This is a genomic window from Kitasatospora sp. NPDC051170 (assembly GCF_044455705.1).
GTDB lineage: Bacteria > Actinomycetota > Actinomycetes > Streptomycetales > Streptomycetaceae > Kitasatospora.
Window position 1 is genome coordinate 267,782 of sequence record NZ_JBITFA010000010.1, and the last position, 18,423, is coordinate 286,204.

15 protein-coding genes are annotated in these 18,423 nt (G+C 72.3%); 13 read left to right on the forward strand and 2 right to left on the reverse strand.

The annotated features are described in order from the left end of the window. Nucleotides 1-8: 8 nt before the first annotated feature. The 7 genes from hisS (at nucleotide 9) to rpsD (ending at nucleotide 7,799) form a co-directional block, all read left to right on the forward strand. Nucleotides 9-1,271: a histidine--tRNA ligase gene (gene hisS / locus ACIBCA_RS22320; RefSeq protein ID WP_396284682.1), complete on the forward strand. Its 1,263-nt coding sequence runs from the start codon at nucleotides 9-11 to the stop codon at nucleotides 1,269-1,271. Further along, nucleotides 1,268-3,058 carry an aspartate--tRNA ligase gene (aspS, locus tag ACIBCA_RS22325; RefSeq protein ID WP_396284683.1) on the forward strand — a complete coding sequence of 597 codons (1,791 nt, stop codon included), beginning with the start codon at nucleotides 1,268-1,270 and terminating at the stop codon, nucleotides 3,056-3,058. The genes hisS and aspS overlap by 4 nt, the downstream gene beginning before the upstream one ends. Before the next feature lie 71 nt (nucleotides 3,059-3,129). Further along, entirely contained in the window at nucleotides 3,130-3,672 is a 543-nt protein-coding gene (locus ACIBCA_RS22330; protein ID WP_396284684.1) for a GNAT family N-acetyltransferase, read from the forward strand. A 205-nt stretch (nucleotides 3,673-3,877) separates the two neighbouring features. Then, on the forward strand, nucleotides 3,878-4,684 hold the full coding sequence (gene ppk2 / locus ACIBCA_RS22335) for a polyphosphate kinase 2 (RefSeq protein ID WP_396284685.1): 807 nt from the start codon (nucleotides 3,878-3,880) through the stop codon (nucleotides 4,682-4,684). Nucleotides 4,685-4,776: 92 nt separating this feature from the next. Beyond that, nucleotides 4,777-5,391 (forward strand): hypothetical protein, encoded by a 615-nt coding sequence (locus tag ACIBCA_RS22340; RefSeq protein ID WP_396284686.1) that lies wholly within the window; start codon nucleotides 4,777-4,779, stop codon nucleotides 5,389-5,391. 32 nt (nucleotides 5,392-5,423) lie between these two features. Continuing rightward, a complete protein-coding gene (locus tag ACIBCA_RS22345) occupies nucleotides 5,424-6,878 on the forward strand; it encodes a replication-associated recombination protein A (RefSeq protein WP_396284687.1) in 1,455 nt (484 codons plus the stop codon). Between the two features lie 306 nt (nucleotides 6,879-7,184). Beyond that, nucleotides 7,185-7,799, forward strand: a complete 615-nt coding sequence (gene rpsD / locus ACIBCA_RS22350) for a 30S ribosomal protein S4 (RefSeq protein WP_031072556.1) — start codon at nucleotides 7,185-7,187, stop codon at nucleotides 7,797-7,799. Nucleotides 7,800-7,884: 85 nt separating this feature from the next. Here rpsD and ACIBCA_RS22355 read toward each other — a convergent pair whose 3' ends face one another. Both ACIBCA_RS22355 and ACIBCA_RS22360 read right to left on the reverse strand, forming a co-directional pair. Further along, nucleotides 7,885-8,202, reverse strand: a complete 318-nt coding sequence (locus ACIBCA_RS22355; protein ID WP_396284688.1) for a tetratricopeptide repeat protein — start codon at nucleotides 8,200-8,202, stop codon at nucleotides 7,885-7,887. A 48-nt stretch (nucleotides 8,203-8,250) separates the two neighbouring features. After that, nucleotides 8,251-10,473, reverse strand: a complete 2,223-nt coding sequence (locus ACIBCA_RS22360; RefSeq protein WP_396284689.1) for an ATP-binding protein — start codon at nucleotides 10,471-10,473, stop codon at nucleotides 8,251-8,253. A 422-nt stretch (nucleotides 10,474-10,895) separates the two neighbouring features. On the opposite strand from ACIBCA_RS22360, the gene ACIBCA_RS22365 reads away from it, so the two are divergent. From ACIBCA_RS22365 to mltG (ACIBCA_RS22390), 6 genes are all read left to right on the forward strand, one after another. After that, nucleotides 10,896-11,375, forward strand: a complete 480-nt coding sequence (locus ACIBCA_RS22365; RefSeq protein WP_396284690.1) for a DUF948 domain-containing protein — start codon at nucleotides 10,896-10,898, stop codon at nucleotides 11,373-11,375. Nucleotides 11,376-11,379: 4 nt separating this feature from the next. Next, nucleotides 11,380-11,841 carry a DUF6167 family protein gene (locus ACIBCA_RS22370; RefSeq protein WP_396284691.1) on the forward strand — a complete coding sequence of 154 codons (462 nt, stop codon included), beginning with the start codon at nucleotides 11,380-11,382 and terminating at the stop codon, nucleotides 11,839-11,841. Beyond that, on the forward strand, nucleotides 11,841-14,510 hold the full coding sequence (gene alaS, locus ACIBCA_RS22375) for an alanine--tRNA ligase (RefSeq protein ID WP_396284692.1): 2,670 nt from the start codon (nucleotides 11,841-11,843) through the stop codon (nucleotides 14,508-14,510). The genes ACIBCA_RS22370 and alaS overlap by 1 nt, the downstream gene beginning before the upstream one ends. Next, nucleotides 14,510-14,992 (forward strand): Holliday junction resolvase RuvX, encoded by a 483-nt coding sequence (gene ruvX / locus ACIBCA_RS22380; RefSeq protein WP_396284693.1) that lies wholly within the window; start codon nucleotides 14,510-14,512, stop codon nucleotides 14,990-14,992. The genes alaS and ruvX overlap by 1 nt, the downstream gene beginning before the upstream one ends. A 158-nt stretch (nucleotides 14,993-15,150) precedes the next feature. Then, nucleotides 15,151-16,395, forward strand: coding sequence for an endolytic transglycosylase MltG (gene mltG / locus ACIBCA_RS22385; RefSeq protein WP_396284694.1), 1,245 nt, complete (start codon nucleotides 15,151-15,153; stop codon nucleotides 16,393-16,395). Nucleotides 16,396-16,579: 184 nt separating this feature from the next. After that, the gene (mltG, locus tag ACIBCA_RS22390) at nucleotides 16,580-18,409 is read left to right on the forward strand and encodes an endolytic transglycosylase MltG (protein ID WP_396284695.1); all 1,830 of its coding nucleotides are present in this window, start codon (nucleotides 16,580-16,582) and stop codon (nucleotides 18,407-18,409) included. Nucleotides 18,410-18,423 lie beyond the last annotated feature (14 nt).

Below are 18,423 nucleotides of genomic sequence, written 5' to 3' on the forward strand. Positions count from 1 at the left end.
TAGAGAAGTTGAGCACCTTCACCGCCCCCAAGGGCACCTACGACCTGCTGCCCCCCAGCTCCGCGACCTTCCTGGCGATCCGCGAGCGCATCGCCGCCCCAGCCCGCCGGGCCGGCTACGGCTACATCGAGACCCCGGTGTTCGAGGACGTGAAGCTGTTCTCCCGCGGTGTCGGCGAGTCCACCGACATCGTCACCAAGGAGATGTACAACCTCACCACCAAGGGCGGTGACGAACTCGCCCTGCGCCCGGAGGGCACCGCCTCGGTGCTGCGCGCGGCCCTCCAGGCCAACCTGCACAAGCAGGGCAACCTGCCGGTCAAGCTCTGGTACTCCGGCTCGTACTACCGCTACGAGCGCGCCCAGAAGGGCCGCTACCGCCAGTTCTCCCAGGTCGGCGCGGAGGCCATCGGCGCGGAGGACCCGGCGCTGGACGCCGAGCTGATCATCCTGGCCGACGACGCCTTCCGCGCGCTGGGCCTGAGCGACTACTCGCTGCTGCTCAACAGCCTCGGCGACAAGCAGTGCCGCCCGGTCTACCGCGCCGCGCTCATCGAGTTCCTCTCCGGCCTGGACCTGGACGAGGAGACCCGCCGCCGCGCGGAGATCAACCCGCTGCGCGTCCTCGACGACAAGCGCAAGGACGTGCAGGACCAGCTGGTCGGCGCCCCGGTGCTGCGCGACCACCTGTGCGAGGACTGCAAGGCGTACGACGAGAAGGTCCGCGAGCTGCTCACCGCGGCCGGCGTCGCCTTCGTCGACGACCCCAAGCTGGTGCGCGGCCTGGACTACTACACCCGCACCACCTTCGAGTTCGTCCACAACGGCCTCGGCGCCCAGTCCGCCATCGGCGGCGGCGGCCGCTACGACGGCCTCTCCGAGATGATCGGCGGCCCCGCGCTGCCCTCCGTCGGCTGGGCCCTCGGCGTGGACCGCACCTACCTGGCCCTGGAGGCCGAGGGCGTCACCCTCGACCTGCCGGCCGCCACCGCCGTGTACGCCGTCGCGCTCGGCGAGGAGGCCAAGAACGTCCTGTTCGCCAAGGTCGTCGAGCTGCGCCGGGCCGGCGTGGCCACCGACCTCGCCTTCGGCGTCAAGAGCATCAAGAACGCCATGAAGTCCGCCGACCGGTCCGGCGCCCGCTTCGCCCTGATCGCCGGGGACCGGGACCTCGCCGAAGGCGTCGTCCAGCTCAAGGACATGTCCACCGGCGAACAGACCCCCGTCGTCCTCGACGCACTCGTCACCACCCTGAAGGAGAAGCAGCTGTGATCCGCACGCACGACGCGGGCACGCTCCGCCCGGAGCACGCAGGCACCACCGTCACCCTGGCCGGCTGGGTCGCCCGCCGCCGCGACCACGGCGGCGTGGCCTTCATCGACCTGCGCGACGCCTCCGGCACCGTGCAGATCGTGGTCCGCGACCTGGACTCGGTGCACGGCCTGCGCGCCGAGTACTGCGTCAAGGTCGTCGGCGACGTCCGGGTGCGCCCCGAGGGCAACGAGAACCCCGACATCCCGACCGGCGCCGTCGAGGTCGTCGTCAGCGGGATCGAGGTCCTCTCCGAGGCCGCGCCGCTGCCCTTCCCCGTCGCCGAGTACGAGCCGGGCACCGTCAACGAGGAGGTCCGGCTGCGCTACCGCTACCTGGACCTGCGCCGCGAGGGCCCGGCCAAGGGCCTGCGGCTGCGCTCCAAGGTCAGCAACATCATCCGCCGGGTGATGGAGGAGAACGACTTCCTCGACATCGAGACGCCGTACCTCACCCGCTCCACCCCCGAGGGCGCCCGCGACTTCCTCGTCCCGGTCCGCCTGCAGCCCGGTCACTGGTACGCGCTGCCGCAGTCGCCCCAGCTGTTCAAGCAGCTGCTGATGGTGGCCGGCATGGAGCGCTACTACCAGATCGCCCGCTGCTTCCGCGACGAGGACTTCCGCGCCGACCGGCAGCCGGAGTTCACCCAGCTGGACATCGAGGCGTCCTTCGTCGACCAGGAGGACATCCTGGCCCTCGGCGAGAAGATCATCGGTGCGATCTGGCGCGAGGTCCACGGCTACGAGATCCCCAACCCGCTGCCGCGCATGACCTACGCGGACGCGATGGGCCGCTACGGCTCCGACAAGCCGGACGTGCGCTTCGGCCAGGAACTCACCGACCTCACCGAGTACTTCAAGGGCACGGACTTCCGCGTCTTCCAGGCCCCGTACGTCGGCGCCGTGGTCATGCCCGGCGGTGCCTCGCAGCCGCGCAAGCAGCTCGACGCCTGGCAGGACTGGGCCAAGGCGCGCGGCGCCCGCGGCCTGGCCTACGTGCTCATCGACGCCGAGACCGGCGAGCTGCGCGGCCCCGTCGCCAAGAACCTCTCCGAGGAGCACCTGGCCGGCCTCGCCGCCGCGGCCGGCGCCAAGAACGGCGACGCGATCTTCTTCGCCGCCGGCAAGGAGCGCCCCTCGCAGGAGCTGCTCGGCGCCGCCCGTCTGGAGATCGGCAAGCGCTGCGAGCTGATCGACGAGTCCCAGTGGGCCTTCCTCTGGGTCGTCGACTTCCCGATGTTCGAGCCGATCGAGGACGACAAGGGCGAGTTCCAGGGCTGGCACGCGGTGCACCACCCCTTCACCGCCCCCACCGCCGAGTCGCTGGCCACCTTCGACACCGACCCGGGCACGGCCTTGTCCAACGCCTACGACCTGGTCCTCAACGGCTCGGAGCTGGGCGGCGGTTCGATCCGTATCCACCAGCGGGACGTGCAGAAGCGGGCGTTCGACGCGATCGGCCTCTCCGAGGAGGAGGCGGCCTCGCAGTTCGGCTTCCTGCTCGACGCGTTCAACTACGGCCCGCCGCCGCACGGTGGCGTCGCCTTCGGCCTCGACCGCGTGGTCACCCTGCTCGGCGGGTACGACACCATCCGGGACGTCATCGCCTTCCCGAAGACCTCCACCGGTGGTGACCCCCTGACCGGCGCCCCGACGCCGATCACCCCGGCGCAGCGCCGCGAGGCCGGCGTGGACGCCAAGCCCAAGGTCCGCGAGGACGCCAAGCCGGAGGCGCAGCCGGAGAGCTGACGGCGCGTCATCCGCTAACCTTCAACGGCCCCGAACGGACACCAGTCCGTTCGGGGCCGGTCCACAACGGCGTGCGACAGAGGAAGGGTCGACCCTTGCAGGTCAGAACGAGAACAGAACGTCCGGACGATGCCCCGGAGATCAGACGCGTCCTGATGGCCGCGTTCCCCGGCCCGGACGAGGCGGACCTGGTGGACGCGCTGCGCCGCGACCCCGCCTGGCTGCCCGGGCTGTCGATAGTGGCCATAGACGGCGCCGGCCTGGTGATCGGGCACGCCCTGCTGACCCGGCTGCGGGTCGGCGACGGCGGCGCCCTCGGTGACGCGCTGGCGCTCGCGCCGGTGGCGGTCGCCCCCGAGTGGCAGCGCAAGGGCGTCGGCGAACTCGTCGTCCGGGCCGTGCTGTCGGCGGCCGAGACGGCGGGCGAGAAGCTGGTCGTCGTCCTCGGCGACCCGGAGTACTACGGCCGGTTCGGCTTCACGCCGGCCGGGCGGCACGAGGTCACCGGCCCCTTCGAGGTGCCGGAGGCGTACTTCCAGGTGCTGCCCCTGACGGCGTACGACGGCGGCCCGCGCGGGCTCTGCCGCTACCCGGAGCCGTTCGTCGGCGTGTAGCCCACCGCCCCGTACAACCCCTTCACCGTGCGCCACCGCGCCACCCTCTCCCACCGGAGGCCCCACCCCGGCCTCCGGCCCCCCTCTCCCCGGGCCGACCCACGGCCCAACCCCACGGCCCAACCCCACGGCCCGACCTGCGGAACCGGTCCGCCTGTGCATACGGTGAAGGATCATCAGTGACAGGCGGACGGGAGGGCCCGGGGTGGCCGAGGAGCAGCGGCAGCGGTTCGGCAAGAAGGCGTACGAGAGGGAACTGCTGCGCCTGCAGCAGGAGTTGGTGAAGCTCCAGGAGTGGGTGCGGGTCGAGGGCGCCAGGGTCGTGGTGATCTTCGAGGGGCGGGACGCGGCCGGCAAGGGCGGCGCGATCAAGCGGGTCACCGAGTACCTGAACCCCCGCATCGCCCGGGTCGTCGCGCTGCCGACGCCGACCGAGCGGCAGAAGACCCAGTGGTACTTCCAGCGCTACGTGGAGCAGCTCCCGGCCGCCGGCGAGATCGTGCTGTTCGACCGCAGCTGGTACAACCGGGCCGGCGTCGAGCGGGTGATGGGCTTCTGCACCGACGAGGAGTACTGGCAGTTCCTGCGCCAGTGCCCGACCTTCGAGCGGATGCTGATCGAGTCCGGGATCCTGCTGCGCAAGTACTGGTTCTCGGTGAGCGACACCGAGCAGGAACGGCGCTTCCGGGACCGCCTGGAGGACCCGATGAAGCGCTGGAAGCTCTCCCCGATGGACGTGGAGTCGATCCGGCACTGGGAGGACTACTCCCGGGCCAAGGACGAGATGTTCGTCTACACCGACACCCCGGACTCGCCCTGGCACGTGGTCGAGAGCGACGACAAGCGCCGGGCCAGGATCAACATGATCGCCCACCTGCTCTCCACCGTCGCGTACCACGAGATCTCCCCGCCGAAGATCGACCTGCCGCCCCGCCCGGCCCCGCGCGGCTACCAGCGGCCCCCGCGCGACCTGCAGAAGTACGTTCCGGACCGCACTGCCACACTGGAGTAGACGGGGCCCTCCGGGCGCTGCGATTCCACTGTGGCGACTCCACTGTGCGAACGGCCCCGTGTGGCGCCCGGGCGTCCACAGGAGGCGCGCTCATGTTCGTCCGTACCGTCTACGCCACGGGGAACCCCGACCGGATCGGGCCGGCCCTCGACGGCCTGGCCACCGAGGCCGTCGAGCTGCTCTCCGGGCAGCCCGGCTACCGCGGCTACGGGCTCTACGTCGACCGGGCCCTCGGCAAGATCGCGATGGGCTCCTGGTGGGAGTCCGCCCAGGCCGAGCGCGACAGCGACTCGGCCCTGCGGGCGCGCCGGGCCGAGCTGCTGGCACCGCTGGCCGGCACCGTGACCACCGACGTCTGGGAGGTCGTGGCCGCGGCCCCGCCGGGAGTCGCCGGACCGGGCGCGGGCTTCCGCCTGGCGCGGGTCGACGTCGACCCGGAGCGGGTGGACGAGGCGGCCGGGGTCTTCCGCGACCAGGCACTGCCGATGCTGCAGAAGGCGCCCGGCTTCGTGACCGGCGCGATGCTGGCCCACCGGGCGGCCGGCCGGCTCTCGACCGGCCTGATCTTCGCCGACCGGGCGAGCTTCGAGGCCTCGCGCGGGCCCAACGCCGACGCCCGCTCGAAGGCGGTCGCCGCGGTGGGCGGCGCCCTGCGCTCGCTGGAGGAGTTCGAGGTGGTGCTGCTGGACCGCCGCACGCAGGCGTAGGACGTGTCGGGGCCCTCGCATAGGCTTCCGGTGTGGACGAACCGGACCTCTTCACCGCAGCCGCCGAGGAACGCCAGAGCAGGGAGCCCGGGCGCGCCCCGCTGGCCGTACGGATGCGCCCGCGCACCCTGGACGAGGTGGCCGGGCAGCGGCAGCTGCTGAAGCCCGGCTCGCCGCTGCGCCGGCTGGTCTCCGCCACGCGCGGGCCGGCCGCCACCAGCTCGGTGATCCTGTGGGGGCCTCCCGGCACCGGGAAGACCACCCTCGCGCACGTGATCAGCCAGGCCGTGGAGGGCCGCTTCGTCGAGCTCTCCGCGATCACCGCCGGGGTCAAGGAGGTCCGGGCGGTGATCGACGGCGCCCGGCGGGCGGTCGGCATGTCCGGCCGGGAGACGGTCCTCTTCCTGGACGAGATCCACCGCTTCTCCAAGGCCCAGCAGGACTCGCTGCTGCCCGCCGTCGAGAACCGCTGGGTCACGCTGATCGCGGCGACCACCGAGAACCCGTACTTCTCGGTGATCTCCCCGCTGCTCTCCCGTTCGCTGCTGCTCACCCTGGAGTCCCTGACCGACGAGGACATCCGGGCGCTGCTGCGCCGCGCGGTGGCCGACGAGCGGGGCCTGGAGGGCGCGCTGGAGCTGACCGCCGAGTCCGAGGACCACCTGGTGCGCCTGGCCGGCGGGGACGCCCGGCGGGCGCTGACCACGCTGGAGGCGGCGGCCGGGGCGGCGCTGGAGAAGGGCGAGGCGAGCATCACGCTGGCCACCACCGAGACGGCCGTCAACCAGGCCGCCGTGCGCTACGACAAGGACGGCGACCAGCACTACGACGTGGCCAGCGCGCTGATCAAGTCGATCCGCGGCAGCGACGTGGACGCGACCCTGCACTACCTGGCCCGGATGATCGAGGCGGGGGAGGACCCGCGGTTCATCGCCCGTCGGCTGATGATCTCCGCCAGCGAGGACGTGGGCCTGGCCGACCCGAGCGCCCTGCAGACGGCGGTGGCGGCGGCCCAGGCGGTGGCGCTGATCGGCTTCCCGGAGGCGCGGATCATCCTCTCCCAGGCGGCGATCGCCCTCGCCCTGGCGCCCAAGTCCAACAGCGCCTACCTGGCGATCGACGCGGCGCTGGCGGACGTACGGCAGGGCCTGGCGGGCGCCGTGCCGCCGCACCTGCGGGACGCGCACTACGGCGGCGCGGGCAAGCTGGGCCACGGGCAGGGCTACCAGTACCCGCACGACCTGCCGGAGGGCATCGCCACGCAGCAGTACGCGCCGGACTCGGTGCACGGCAAGGAGTACTACCGGCCCAACCGGCGCGGCGGCGAGGTGCGCTACGCGGACACGGTGGAGTGGACGCGGGGGCGGCTGCGGGGGGAGCGGCCCAAGGAGAGGAAGGCCGGGGAGAAGCCGGGGGAGAAGCCGGGGGAGAAGAAGGCCGGCGAGCAGAAGGCCGGCGAGCAGAAGGCTGCGGAAAAGGGCGAGTGATCCACGGGTATACTCGGTCGGAGTGCCATGTCCCGGGACGGCGGCGGGGGAGACCCCACCGACCGGCCGCACCAGCGGGGCGATGGCCGTAGACCTCCTCCGGGAGGTCCGCACCAGGAGCGTCGCGCACCGTTTCGGTGTCGCGGGCGGGCCCTCGGGCTCCCCGTGTGACAAGCACTTCCGTGCCCGGCTCCGGAGAGCGGCTGATCCCATCGCGCAGGCGGCGGGGTTTTCTCCGGGTCGCGACGAGCGACCTCCGTCAACACCTGGTGAAAGCCGTATTCGTAAGCAAGGAAGGTTTGGTTCATGGCGAACCAGAAGCGCCCCAAGGTCAAGATCGCGCGTGCGCTCGGCGTGCCGCTGACCCCGAAGTCCGTCAAGTACTTCGAGGCCCGCCCGTACCCGCCCGGCCAGCACGGCCGTGGTCGCAAGCAGAACTCGGACTACAAGGTCCGTCTGACCGAGAAGCAGCGTCTTCGCGCCCAGTACGACCTGAGCGAGAAGCAGCTGGCCCGCGCGTTCGACCGCGCGAAGAAGGCCGAGGGCAAGACCGGTGAGGCGCTCGTCGCCGAGCTGGAGACCCGCCTCGACGCCCTGGTCCTGCGTTCGGGCATCGCCCGCACCATCTACCAGGCCCGTCAGATGGTCGTCCACGGCCACGTCGAGGTCAACGGCGGCAAGGTCAACAAGCCGTCGTTCCAGATGAAGCCGGGCTTCGTGGTGACCATCCGCGAGCGCAGCAAGGAGAAGGTCCCCTTCCAGGTCGCCCGTGAGGGTGGCTACGCGGGTGAGGGCCAGACCCCGAAGTACCTCGAGGTCAACCTGAAGGCCCTGGCCTTCCGCCTGGACCGTGCGCCGCAGCGCAAGGAGATCCCGGTGATCTGCGACGAGCAGCTGGTCGTCGAGTACTACTCGCGCTGACCCGCGAGCGGTTCCGCACTTCGCGAAACCACCAGCGAGCCCCCGCCGCCTTTCGAGGCGACGGGGGCTCGCCCCTTTTCCCGGCTTACAGCTCCTCGCCGGCCATCGCGGCGGCCAGCCGCAGGTGCGGGCGGGCCTCCTCGGCGCGGCCCTGGCGCTCCAGGGTGCGGCCGAGCATCAGGCGGGCGTAGTCCTCGGCCGGGTCCGCCTCCAGGATCCGCAGCAGCTCGGCCTCGGCGCGGCGCAGCTGGGCGGAGTGGAAGTAGCTGCGGGCGAGCAGCAGGCGCACGGAGAGGTTGGCCGGCTCCTCGGCGAGCACGCCCTCGAGCATGCGGGCGGCGTCCGCGTACGCCTTGGAGTCGAAGTAGAAGTTCGCGAGGCGGTACTCGTCGTGGATGGCCATGGTGCTCCTTCCGGATGGTTGCTTGCCTCCTCAAGCAATCGGCAAGCTTCAGCTATTCCGGACCGGCGCGGGCGCGGGTGCGGGCGGTACGGAACAGGGCCCCGGGCCGCGCTCCGGGCCCTCCGGGGAGCCGCCGCCGCCCAGCGCCCGGGAGACGGCCGCGTCGAGGTCCAGCAGGGCGCCGGCCTCGTAGCAGCCCTCGTACTCCTGCTCGCTGAGCCCGGCGCGGGCCCGCTCGGCGCACTCCTGGTGGGGGCCGAAGAAGGAGCGCGAGCCCAGGAACGGGTTGCCGACCGTGCGCCAGATCCGGTGGGCGGCGCCCTGGAGCACCCGGGCCTCGCGCAGGTTGCCGCTGCCGCCGGGGACGCTCGGTTCCGTCTCCAGCAGCGCCAGCAGGTCGATGCCGATGACGATGCCGAGCAGGTCGTGGAAGCGGTGGTTGAGCCGGACGCACTCCCGGGCCAGCACCCGGGCCGGCTCGACGGCGCCGTCCAGCCACTGCGAGTACGCCATCGCGTAGAGCACGTACGCGTACGCCCACTGCTCGCCGTGCTCCTCGCACAGCTCGCGGGCCTGGCCGAACCAGAGCTCGCCGCTGTCGAGGTCGCCCTGGAAGACGTAGGCGAGGCCGAGCTCGAACATGGCCATCACCACGTTGCTGTTCAGCTCGCCGATCGTCCGGTAGTGCCACAGGGCCTCCTCGAAGAGCTCGGAGGCGCGCTCGGGGTCGTCGCCGATGAGGGCGGCGCAGCCCTGGCGGTGGACGGCGTAGGCCAGGGCCCGGTCGTCGCCGGTGTCCAGGGCCTGGCGGCGGCACTCCTCCAGGGCCGGGCCGGCGGCGGTGAGGTCGCCCTGGAGGGTGGCCATGTAGCCGGTGACCCAGAGGGCCTTGGCGCGGGCCTCGGTGGGCTCGCGGTCCAGGGCCAGGGCGCGGTCCAGCCAGTGGCGGCCCTCGCCGAGGTGGCCGCAGCCGACCCAGTAGAACCACAGGGTGCCGGCGAGCAGCAGGCCGATCTGCTCCTCGCCGGGCTCGGCGAGGCAGAACTCCAGGGCGGCGCGCAGGTTGCTGTGGGCCAGTTCGGTGCGCTCGGCGGTCTCGGCCTGGCGGGGGCCGAACCACTCGACCTCGCCCCAGGTGGCGACGCCGAGGTACCAGTCCCGGTGGCGGCGCAGCAGCCGCTGTTCCTCCCCGGCGGCGCGCAGCCAGTGGCCGCCGTACTCGCGCAGGGTGTCCAGCAGCCGGAAGCGGACGCCGAAGGCGCTGTCCTCGCGCAGCAGGACGGACTTGCCGACGAGTTCGGCCAGGAGGTCGAGGACGTCCTCGGGTTCGAGGCCGTCGCCGGCGCAGACGTACTCGGCGGCCTCCAGATCGAAACCGCCGGCGAAAACCGAAAGGCGGGCCCAGAGTAAACGTTCCTGCACCGTGCACAGCTCGTGGCTCCAGCCGATCGTGGTGCGCAGCGTCTGGTGCCTCGGCAGGGCCGTGCGGCAGCCGCCGGTGAGCAGCCGGAAGCGGTCGTCCAGCCGGGCGGTGATCTGCTCCACGGACAGCGCCCGCAGCCGCCCGGCGGCCAGCTCCACGGCCAGCGGGATGCCGTCCAGGCGGCGGCACAGCAGGGCGACGGCCTCCACGTTGGCGTCGGTGACCTCGAAGCCCGGCAGCACCGCGCGGGCCCGGTCGGCGAACAGCCGCACCGCGTCCGGCGGCGCGGCGGCCCGTACGGGCGCCTCGGGCGCGGCCGGGCCGACCGGCAGCGGGGCCAGGGTGAGCAGGTGCTCGCCGCCGGCGCGCAGGGCGGAGCGGCTGGTGGTCAGCACCCGCAGGCCCGGCAGGGCGCGCAGCAGGGCGTTCGCGAGATCGGCGCACGCCTCGACCAGGTGCTCGCAGCCGTCCAGGACGATCAGCAGGCGCCGGCCCTCCAGCGCCCCGGTCAGGACGTCCAGCGGGGGGCGGGCGGTGCCGTCGGTCAGGCGCAGCGCCTCCAGGACGGCGTGGCCGAGGAGCAGGGGGTCCTGCACCGGGGCCACGTCCACCAGCCAGGTGCCGTCCGGGAACGCCCCGGCGGCGCGGGCCGCCGCGCGCAGCGCCAGCCGGCTCTTGCCGACCCCGCCGGGGCCCGTCACCGTCACCAGCCGGGCGCCGGCCAGCAGGGCCGCCAGCTCCGACAGTTCGCGCCGCCGCCCGACGAAGCCCGTCACCTCGGCCGGCAGCCGGCCGGGCTCCGGAGCGCGCGGCTGCGCCGCGGGATGTGGTGTCCAGTCGCCGGCCAAGCGTTGCTCCCCGTCGTTCCCGGCCCGGACCGCAGCGGTCCGGACGCGTGTCCGGGCCGTACGGCTGTCGGCCCGCCTGGCAGAACGAGGTGACCGGAGGGTAGGTTACGCGCGGGGATCGCACACCCGACCGGTCGGACGGGCCCAGGGCTCGTCCTCGGACTCCCGTCGTTCGCCCGGAGGGCGGGCGGGGCGGCGTTGGGGTGCGTGCATCGCAAGGCGGAGGAGGGAGCCACTGCGGGGCACCTCCCAGCCGCCAGGCTGGGGGACATTGGCGACCGACGACAACGCGGCGAGGTGCGTGCCCCGGCGTCGCCCCGCAGGCGGGAGTCCGAAGACGGGCCCTGAACCCGGTCCGGGAATCGGGTGTCGGCGCGATAGGGTTCCTTTCGGAGAACAGCAAGGCGAGGGAGCGCGCAAAGGTGTCCGTGGGAGAGCTGGCCGGATTGCTCGTCGCCGTGTTCTGGGCGGTCCTGGTCACCCTGCTCGCGGTCGTGCTGGTGCGCCTCTCCCGGGTGCTCAAGGAGGCCACCGTCCTGGTCTCCGCCGTCACCGAACAGGCCGTCCCGCTGCTGAGCGACGCCGGCGCCGCCGTGCGCAGCGCCAACGAGCAGCTCGAGCGGGTCGACGAGATCACCGCCAACGTGCAGGACGCCGCCGCCAACGCCAACGCGCTCTCCTCCACCGTCGCCGCCACCCTCGGCGGCCCCCTGGTGAAGGTCGCCGCGTTCAGCTACGGCGTGCGCAAGGCCGTCGCCCGGCAGCAGGGAACGCTGCCGCCGGTGCCCGCCCAGGCGAGCGAGCGCGAGGAGCTGGCCCGGCTCATCCGGGCCGAGGTGCGCGCCGCCACGGCGCCCAGGAACGGACTGCTCTCGCGGGTCCGGCGCGCGGTGAGGGGCTGACGGCATGGCACGCATCTTCTGGATGGCGGTCGGCGCCGGCGCCACCGTCTGGGCCATGAAGAAGGCCAACGAGGCCGTCCACCGGCTCACCCCGGACAGCCTCTCCGGCACGGCCGCCCGCGGCGCCCTCCAACTGGGGGACCTGGCCAAGCAGTTCGCACAGGACGTGCGGGCCGGCATGGCCGAGCGCGAGGAGCAGCTGAAGGACGACCTCGGACTGCACGGCACGGCCGTCGTGGAGCCCCGGCGCACCGGCCGCGCCCGCCCGTCGCCCACCGCCGCCCTTCTTGGGAAACGCTCCGCGTTGCCCCTCCCGGAGCCGCAGTACCGAGCTATCTCGGCGGCGCCCGGTAGCCCGGCCGCCGCCCTGCCTCCGTCCACCAGCACGCGCACCACCCCACAGACCATCGATGAAACGCCCCGCAGAGCCCTGCCGCGGGGCGGTACGAACCGGAAGGACCACTAATGGAGTCGGCTGAGATCCGCCGCCGCTGGCTGCGCTTCTTCGAGGAGCGCGGCCACACCGTCGTTCCGTCGGCGTCCCTGGTCGCCGACGACCCCACCCTGCTGCTCGTCAACGCCGGCATGGTGCCCTTCAAGCCCTACTTCCTGGGCGAGGTCAAGCCGCAGTTCTCGCGCGCCACCAGCGTGCAGAAGTGTGTGCGCACCCTGGACATCGAGGAGGTCGGGAAGACCACCCGGCACGGCTCCTTCTTCCAGATGTGCGGCAACTTCTCCTTCGGCGACTACTTCAAGGAAGGGGCCATCAAGTTCGCGTGGGAGCTGCTCACCACTCCCGTCGCGGACGGCGGCTACGGCCTGGACCCGGAGAAGCTCTGGATCACCGTCTACAAGGACGACGACGAGGCCGAGCAGATCTGGCGCGACGTCATCGGCGTGCCGTCCGAGCGCATCCAGCGCCTCGGCATGAAGGACAACTTCTGGTCGATGGGCGTCCCCGGCCCCTGCGGCCCGTGCTCGGAGATCAACTACGACCGCGGCCCCGCGTACGGCGAGGAGGGCGGTCCGGCCGTCAACGGCGAGCGCTACCTGGAGATCTGGAACCTGGTCTTCATGCAGTACGAGCGCGGCCACGGCGACGGCAAGGACGGGTTCGAGATCCTCGGCGACCTGCCGAGCAAGAACATCGACACGGGCCTCGGCCTGGAGCGACTGGCCGCCATCCTGCAGGACGTCGACAACCTCTTCGAGATCGACACCAGCCGGATGATCCTCGACCGCGCCGCCGAGCTCACCGGCCACACCTACGGCGCCGACCACAAGTCGGACGTCTCGCTGCGCGTGGTCACCGACCACATCCGCACCGCGCTGATGCTCGTCGGCGACGGCGTCACCCCCGGCAACGAGGGCCGCGGCTACGTGCTGCGCCGCATCCTGCGCCGCGCCATCCGCAACATGCGCCTGCTGGGCGCCACCGAGCCGGTCGCCAAGGAGCTCATCGACGTCGCCATCAAGGCGATGGCCCCGCAGTACCCGGAGCTCGAGGCCGACCGCAAGCGCGTCGAGACGGTCGTCGTCGGCGAGGAGGTGGCCTTCCTGCAGACGCTGAAGGCCGGCACCAACCTGCTCGACGTCGCGGTCACCGAGACCAAGCAGGCCGGCGGCGCCGTCCTCTCGGGCGAGCAGGCGTTCAAGCTGCACGACACCTACGGCTTCCCGATCGACCTCACCCTGGAGATGGCCGAGGAGCAGGGCCTCCAGGTGGACGAGGCCGGCTTCCGCCGTCTGATGCAGGAGCAGCGCGACCGCGCCAAGGCGGACGCCAAGGCCAAGAAGATGGGCCACGCCGACGTCGCCGCGTACCGCGAGGTCGCCGACAAGTCCGGCGCCAGCGTCTTCACCGGCTACAACCTCACCGAGGGCGAGGCCACCGTCGTCGGCCTGCTGGTGGACGGCGTCCCGGCGCCGGCCGCCTCCGAGGGCGACGAGGTCGAGATCATCCTCGACCGCACCCCGTTCTACGCCGAGGGCGGCGGCCAGCTCGCCGACCAGGGCCGCATCCGCCTGGAGTCCGGCGCGGTCGTCGAGATCCGCGACGTGCAGCAGCCCGTCCCGGGCGTGATCGTGCACTCCGGCGGGGTGCTGTTCGGCGAGGTCGTGCTCGGCGCCTCGGCGTACGCCACGATCGACATCGACCGCCGCCGGGCGATCGCCCGCGCCCACTCGGCCACCCACCTGACCCACCAGGCCCTGCGCGACGCGCTCGGCCCGACGGCCGCCCAGGCCGGGTCGGAGAACGCGCCGGGCCGCTTCCGCTTCGACTTCGGCTCGCCCGCCGCCGTTCCGGGCAGCGTGCTGGTGGACGTCGAGCAGAAGATCAACGACGTGCTGACCCGCGAGCTGGAGGTCACCGCCGAGGTCATGACGATGGACCAGGCCCGCAAGGCCGGCGCCATCGCGATGTTCGGCGAGAAGTACGGCGACGAGGTGCGCGTCGTCACCATCGGGGACTTCTCCAAGGAGCTCTGCGGTGGCACGCACGTCGGCAACACCTCCCAGCTGGGCCTGGTGAAGCTGCTCGGCGAGTCCTCCATCGGCTCCGGCGTGCGCCGCGTGGAGGCCCTGGTCGGCGTCGACGCGTACAAGTTCCTGGCCCGTGAGCACACCGTGGTCGCCCAGCTGACCGAGCTGGTCAAGGGCCGCCCGGAGGAGCTGCCGGAGAAGATCTCGGGCATGCTCGCCAAGCTCAAGGACGCGGAGAAGGAGATCGAGCGCTTCCGCGCCGAGAAGGTGCTGGCCGCCGCGGCGGGCCTGGCCGACTCGGCCGAGGACGTGCACGGCATCTCCGTGGTCGCCGCCCAGGTCGCCGACGGCGTGGGCGCCGACGAGCTGCGCAAGCTGGTCCTGGACGTGCGCGGCCGCCTGGGCTCGCGCCCGGCCGTGGTCGCCGCGTTCACCGTGGCGAACGACCGCCCGCTGACCGTCATCGCCACCAACGAGGACGCCCGCGGCCGCGGCATCAAGGCCGGCGAGCTGGTCCGCACCGCGGCCAAGACCCTCGGCGGCGGCGGTGGCGGCAAGGACGACGTCGCCCAGGGCGGCGGCACCGACGCCGCTGCGGTCGGCGAGGCCATCGCGGCCGTGCGCGGCCTGGTCGCGGAGCGCGCCTCCTGATGTTCGAGCAGGAGCCGAAGCCCTTCCGCCGCGGACGGCGCATCGCCGTCGACGTCGGTGACGCCCGGATCGGGGTCGCGTCCTGCGACCCCGACGGGGTGCTCGCCACGCCGGTGGAGACCGTCCCCGCGGGGGTGAAGTCGCAGGCCCGTCTCGCCGCCATCGTCGAGGAGTACGACGCGGTGGAGGTGATCGTCGGGCTGCCGCGCTCGCTCAGCGGCAAGGAGGGCCCGGCGGCGGAGAAGGTCCGGGCGTACGCGGCGCGGCTGGCCAACCGGCTCTACCCGGTGCCGGTGCGGCTGGTGGACGAGCGGATGACGACCGTCACCGCCACCCACGGGCTGCGCGCCTCCGGGGTCAAGGCGAAGAAGGGCCGCTCGGTGGTCGACCAGGCCGCCGCGGTGGTGATCCTCCAGACCGCCCTTGAGTCCGAACGGGTGAGCGGAAGGCCGCCCGGCGAGAGCGTCGAGGCGGCCGGCTGACCGGCCTGGTCTAACGTCCCGAAGAGGGGCCCGTGCGGACGCGTCCGCACGGGCCCCCTTTTCGTTCGCTTCCGGCTCGGCTGCCGATCACCCCTGACCGATCCCGACCGGCACGGAGGCATCCAGGCCGTTGCGGGACCGTCGAGGGGGCGCGAGCCATGTTCGACCAGGACTTCCACCCGGGGCTCACGCCCGGTCACCTGGGCGCGCCGGTGGTGGAGCCGGAGGGCCGGCCGCCGGGTGCGCCCCGTCCGCGCCCCGATGCGCCCGATCCGCACCGACGGCGTAACGGACTGGCCTGCGGGCTCACCGCGCTCGCCCTGATCGCCGTCTTCGGCGGGATCGGGCTGACGGGCTACACCTGGTTCCAGGGGCAGCGCCGTCCGGCGGCCGCCGCCGACTTCCGGGGGCCGGGCGACGGCAGCGTCCAGGTCTCGGTGCCCGAGGGCGCGGGCCTGGCGCAGATCGCCTCCGCGCTGGTCCGCAACGGGGTCGTGGCCAGCTCGCTCGCCTTCACCAGGGCGGCGAAGGGCAGCGCGGCGGCGGCCGGGCGCATCCAGCCGGGGACGTACACCCTCAAGCAGAAGATGTCGGCCTCGGCGGCCCTGGCGATCCTGATCGACCCGGCCAACGCCAACGGCCTGACCATCCCCGAGGGCTGGCGCGGCTACCAGGTCTACGCGGCCATCGACAAGAAGCTGAACCTGCCCGAGGGCACCGCCCAGCGCGTCGCCAAGGAGCAGACCGCCGAGCTGGGCCTGCCGGAGTTCGCGGCCGGCGCCCCCGAGGGCTACCTGTTCCCGGCGACGTACAGCGTCACCGACGGCACCACGGCGCTCGACCTGCTGAAGCAGATGGTGGAGCGGGCCGGCAAGGAGTTCAGCCGGGACGACGCGGAGGTCGTCGCCCGCAACCTCGGGCAGAACGTGTACGGGCTGGTGACCGTCGCCAGCATGGTGCAGGGCGAGGCCGACAACACCGAGGACATGGGCAAGGTGGCCAGGGTCATCTACAACCGGCTGGCCAAGGGCATGCCGCTGCAGCTGGACTCCACCATCAACTACGCGCTCGGCCGCTCGACCCTGAACACCAGCGTCACCGAGACCAAGCTGGACTCCCCGTACAACACCTACCTGCACGCCGGGCTGCCGCCGACCCCGATCTCCAACCCCGGGCGGGAGGCGATCATGGCGGCGCTGGACCCGCCGCAGGGGGACTGGCTGTACTTCGTCACCGTGAAGCCGGGGGATACCCGGTTCACCGACAGCTTCGAGGTGCAGCAGCGCAACGTCGCGGAGTTCAACGCCAACCGGGCGGTGGCGAAGCCGAGCGCCTCGGCGACTGCCTCGGCGTCCGCCTCCGCGTCGGCTTCCGTGAGCCCCTCGGGCGCGGCGACTCCGTGACGGTGGGTGCGGAGAGCGGGGAGGTCGAGCACTGACGGTACGTCCGGCCACCGGCGGCCCGGCTGCGGTACGGTAACGTCTCCTCCCAGGCGTTGCGCTAGCACGCCGGTTCGAGATTCAACCGGGACGGCGTCCCGGACGGCCGCTTTGATCCGTCGGTCGTCACTGTCGGTTAAGGGGATCGATGACCGAGGTGGGTCGGGGCTACGGCCCCCAGGGCGAGCCGTGGCACCCCGGTGATGCCGGGTACGGCGGCCAGCAGCCGGTCCCCGGCCAGCAGGACGGCCAGTGGCAGCAGGAGCAGCAGCAGTACTACCAGCAGCAGCAGGGCCAGCAGGGCCAGTACGGCCAGCAGCAGATGCCGCAGGGGCAGTACCCGCAGCAGGGCCAGACCTTCGGCGGGCAGCAGGGGCAGCAGGGGCAGTACGGCCAGCAGCAGATGCCGCAGCAGGGCTACCCGCAGCAACAGCAGCAGATGCCCCAGCAGGGGCAGTACCCGCAGCAGGGCCAGTACCAGCAGCAGGGTTACCCGCAGCAGCAGCAACAGCAGCAGCAGCAGATGCCGCAGCACGGGCAGTACCCGCAGCAGCAGCAGGGTTACCCGCAGCAGGTGCAGCAGCAGGTCCAGCCGCAGCAGCGGGCCCAGCGGCAGGCCCCGGCGCCCGAGCCGGTGGCCGGGCCGGGCCCGGACGGCATCGACTGGGAGGCCGAGGCCGCCGCCCTGGAGGCCGGAGGCGATCCGGCCGCCGGGCACACCGGGCACACCGGGCACGTCGGGCACGAGCCGCAGGCCGAGCCCGAGGAGTGGGACGCTCACCACGAGGACGGCGCCTACCTGGACGAGGAGTCCCCGCAGGAGAGCGGCTTCCTCGGCGAGCAGGACGACTCCCGCGAGGCGAAGAAGAAGCGCAAGGAGAGCGGCAAGAAGGCCGGCCGCCGCAACGGCGGCGCCTGCCTGCTGGTCGCCCTGGTGCTGCTCGGGGCGATGGGCGGCGCGGGCTGGTGGGGCTACGGCTTCTACCAGGACCACTTCGGCCCGCCGCCGGACTTCACCGGCGACGGCACCGGCAGCGTCCAGATCGAGGTCGCCAAGGGCGAGGTCGGCGGGCAGATCGGCCTGAAGCTGAAGAAGGCGGGCGTGGTCAAGAGCGTCGACGCCTTCACCAAGGCGTGCGAGCCCGAGCCCAAGTGCAGGGCCGTCCAGTACGGCTTCTACGCGATGAAGAAGGAGATGTCGGCCGCCGCCGCGGTCAAGGCGTTCGTCGACCAGATGGGCGGCGCCTCGCTGGTGCTGCCCGAGGGCCTCAACTCCACCGAGATCTACGCCAAGATCGACGACAAGCTGAAGCTCCAGAAGGGCACCACGGCGAACGTCGCCAAGGCGCAGGTCAACGACCTCGGCCTGCCGGCGTACGCGAACGGCAACATCGAGGGCTTCCTCTGGCCGACGAAGTACAACGTCGCCGACGGCATGAAGCCCGAGGACCTGCTCAAGCAGATGGTGAAGAACGCCACCGAGAAGTACGCGGCCCTGGACGGCCAGGCCGCCTCGGTGAACCTCAAGAACGGCTACGAGGTCGTCATCGAGGCGAGCATCCTCCAGCGCGAGGGCAACAACCCGACGGACTTCGCGAAGATGGCCAAGACCATCCAGAACCGCCTGGCCGCGGGCGGGGAGATCAACCACCGCCTGGGCATGGACACCACGCTCCAGTACTCGCTGGGCCGCAAGACCCTCGACCGCAAGGACATGGACGACGCGTCCAACAAGTACAACACCTACATCAACCCGGGCCTGCCGCCGACGCCGATCTCCAACCCCGGCGACGAAGCCCTCCAGGCGGTGCTGCACCCGGCGGACGGCAAGTGGCTGTACTTCATCGCGATGGACCCGAGCACGACGCGGTTCGCCGAGACGTCCAAGGAGCACTACGCCAACGTCGAGGAGTTCTGCAAGAACGCCGGCGAGGGCTTCGACAAGGACCGCGGCCACTGCACCGGGAAGAAGTCCTGACCACCTGCTGAGGA

Bases quoted from the DNA above. Each gene is read 5' to 3' on its own strand.
- ACIBCA_RS22340 (WP_396284686.1), top strand. From the start codon at position 4,777: ATGTTCGTCCGTACCGTCTACGCCACGGGGAACCCCGACCGGATCGGG.
- rpsD (WP_031072556.1), top strand. From the start codon at position 7,185: ATGGCGAACCAGAAGCGCCCCAAGGTCAAGATCGCGCGTGCGCTCGGC.
- ACIBCA_RS22355 (WP_396284688.1), bottom strand. From the start codon at position 8,202: ATGGCCATCCACGACGAGTACCGCCTCGCGAACTTCTACTTCGACTCC.
- ACIBCA_RS22370 (WP_396284691.1), top strand. From the start codon at position 11,380: ATGGCACGCATCTTCTGGATGGCGGTCGGCGCCGGCGCCACCGTCTGG.
- alaS (WP_396284692.1), top strand. From the start codon at position 11,841: ATGGAGTCGGCTGAGATCCGCCGCCGCTGGCTGCGCTTCTTCGAGGAG.
- ruvX (WP_396284693.1), top strand. From the start codon at position 14,510: ATGTTCGAGCAGGAGCCGAAGCCCTTCCGCCGCGGACGGCGCATCGCC.
- mltG (WP_396284694.1), top strand. From the start codon at position 15,151: ATGTTCGACCAGGACTTCCACCCGGGGCTCACGCCCGGTCACCTGGGC.
- mltG (WP_396284695.1), top strand. From the start codon at position 16,580: ATGACCGAGGTGGGTCGGGGCTACGGCCCCCAGGGCGAGCCGTGGCAC.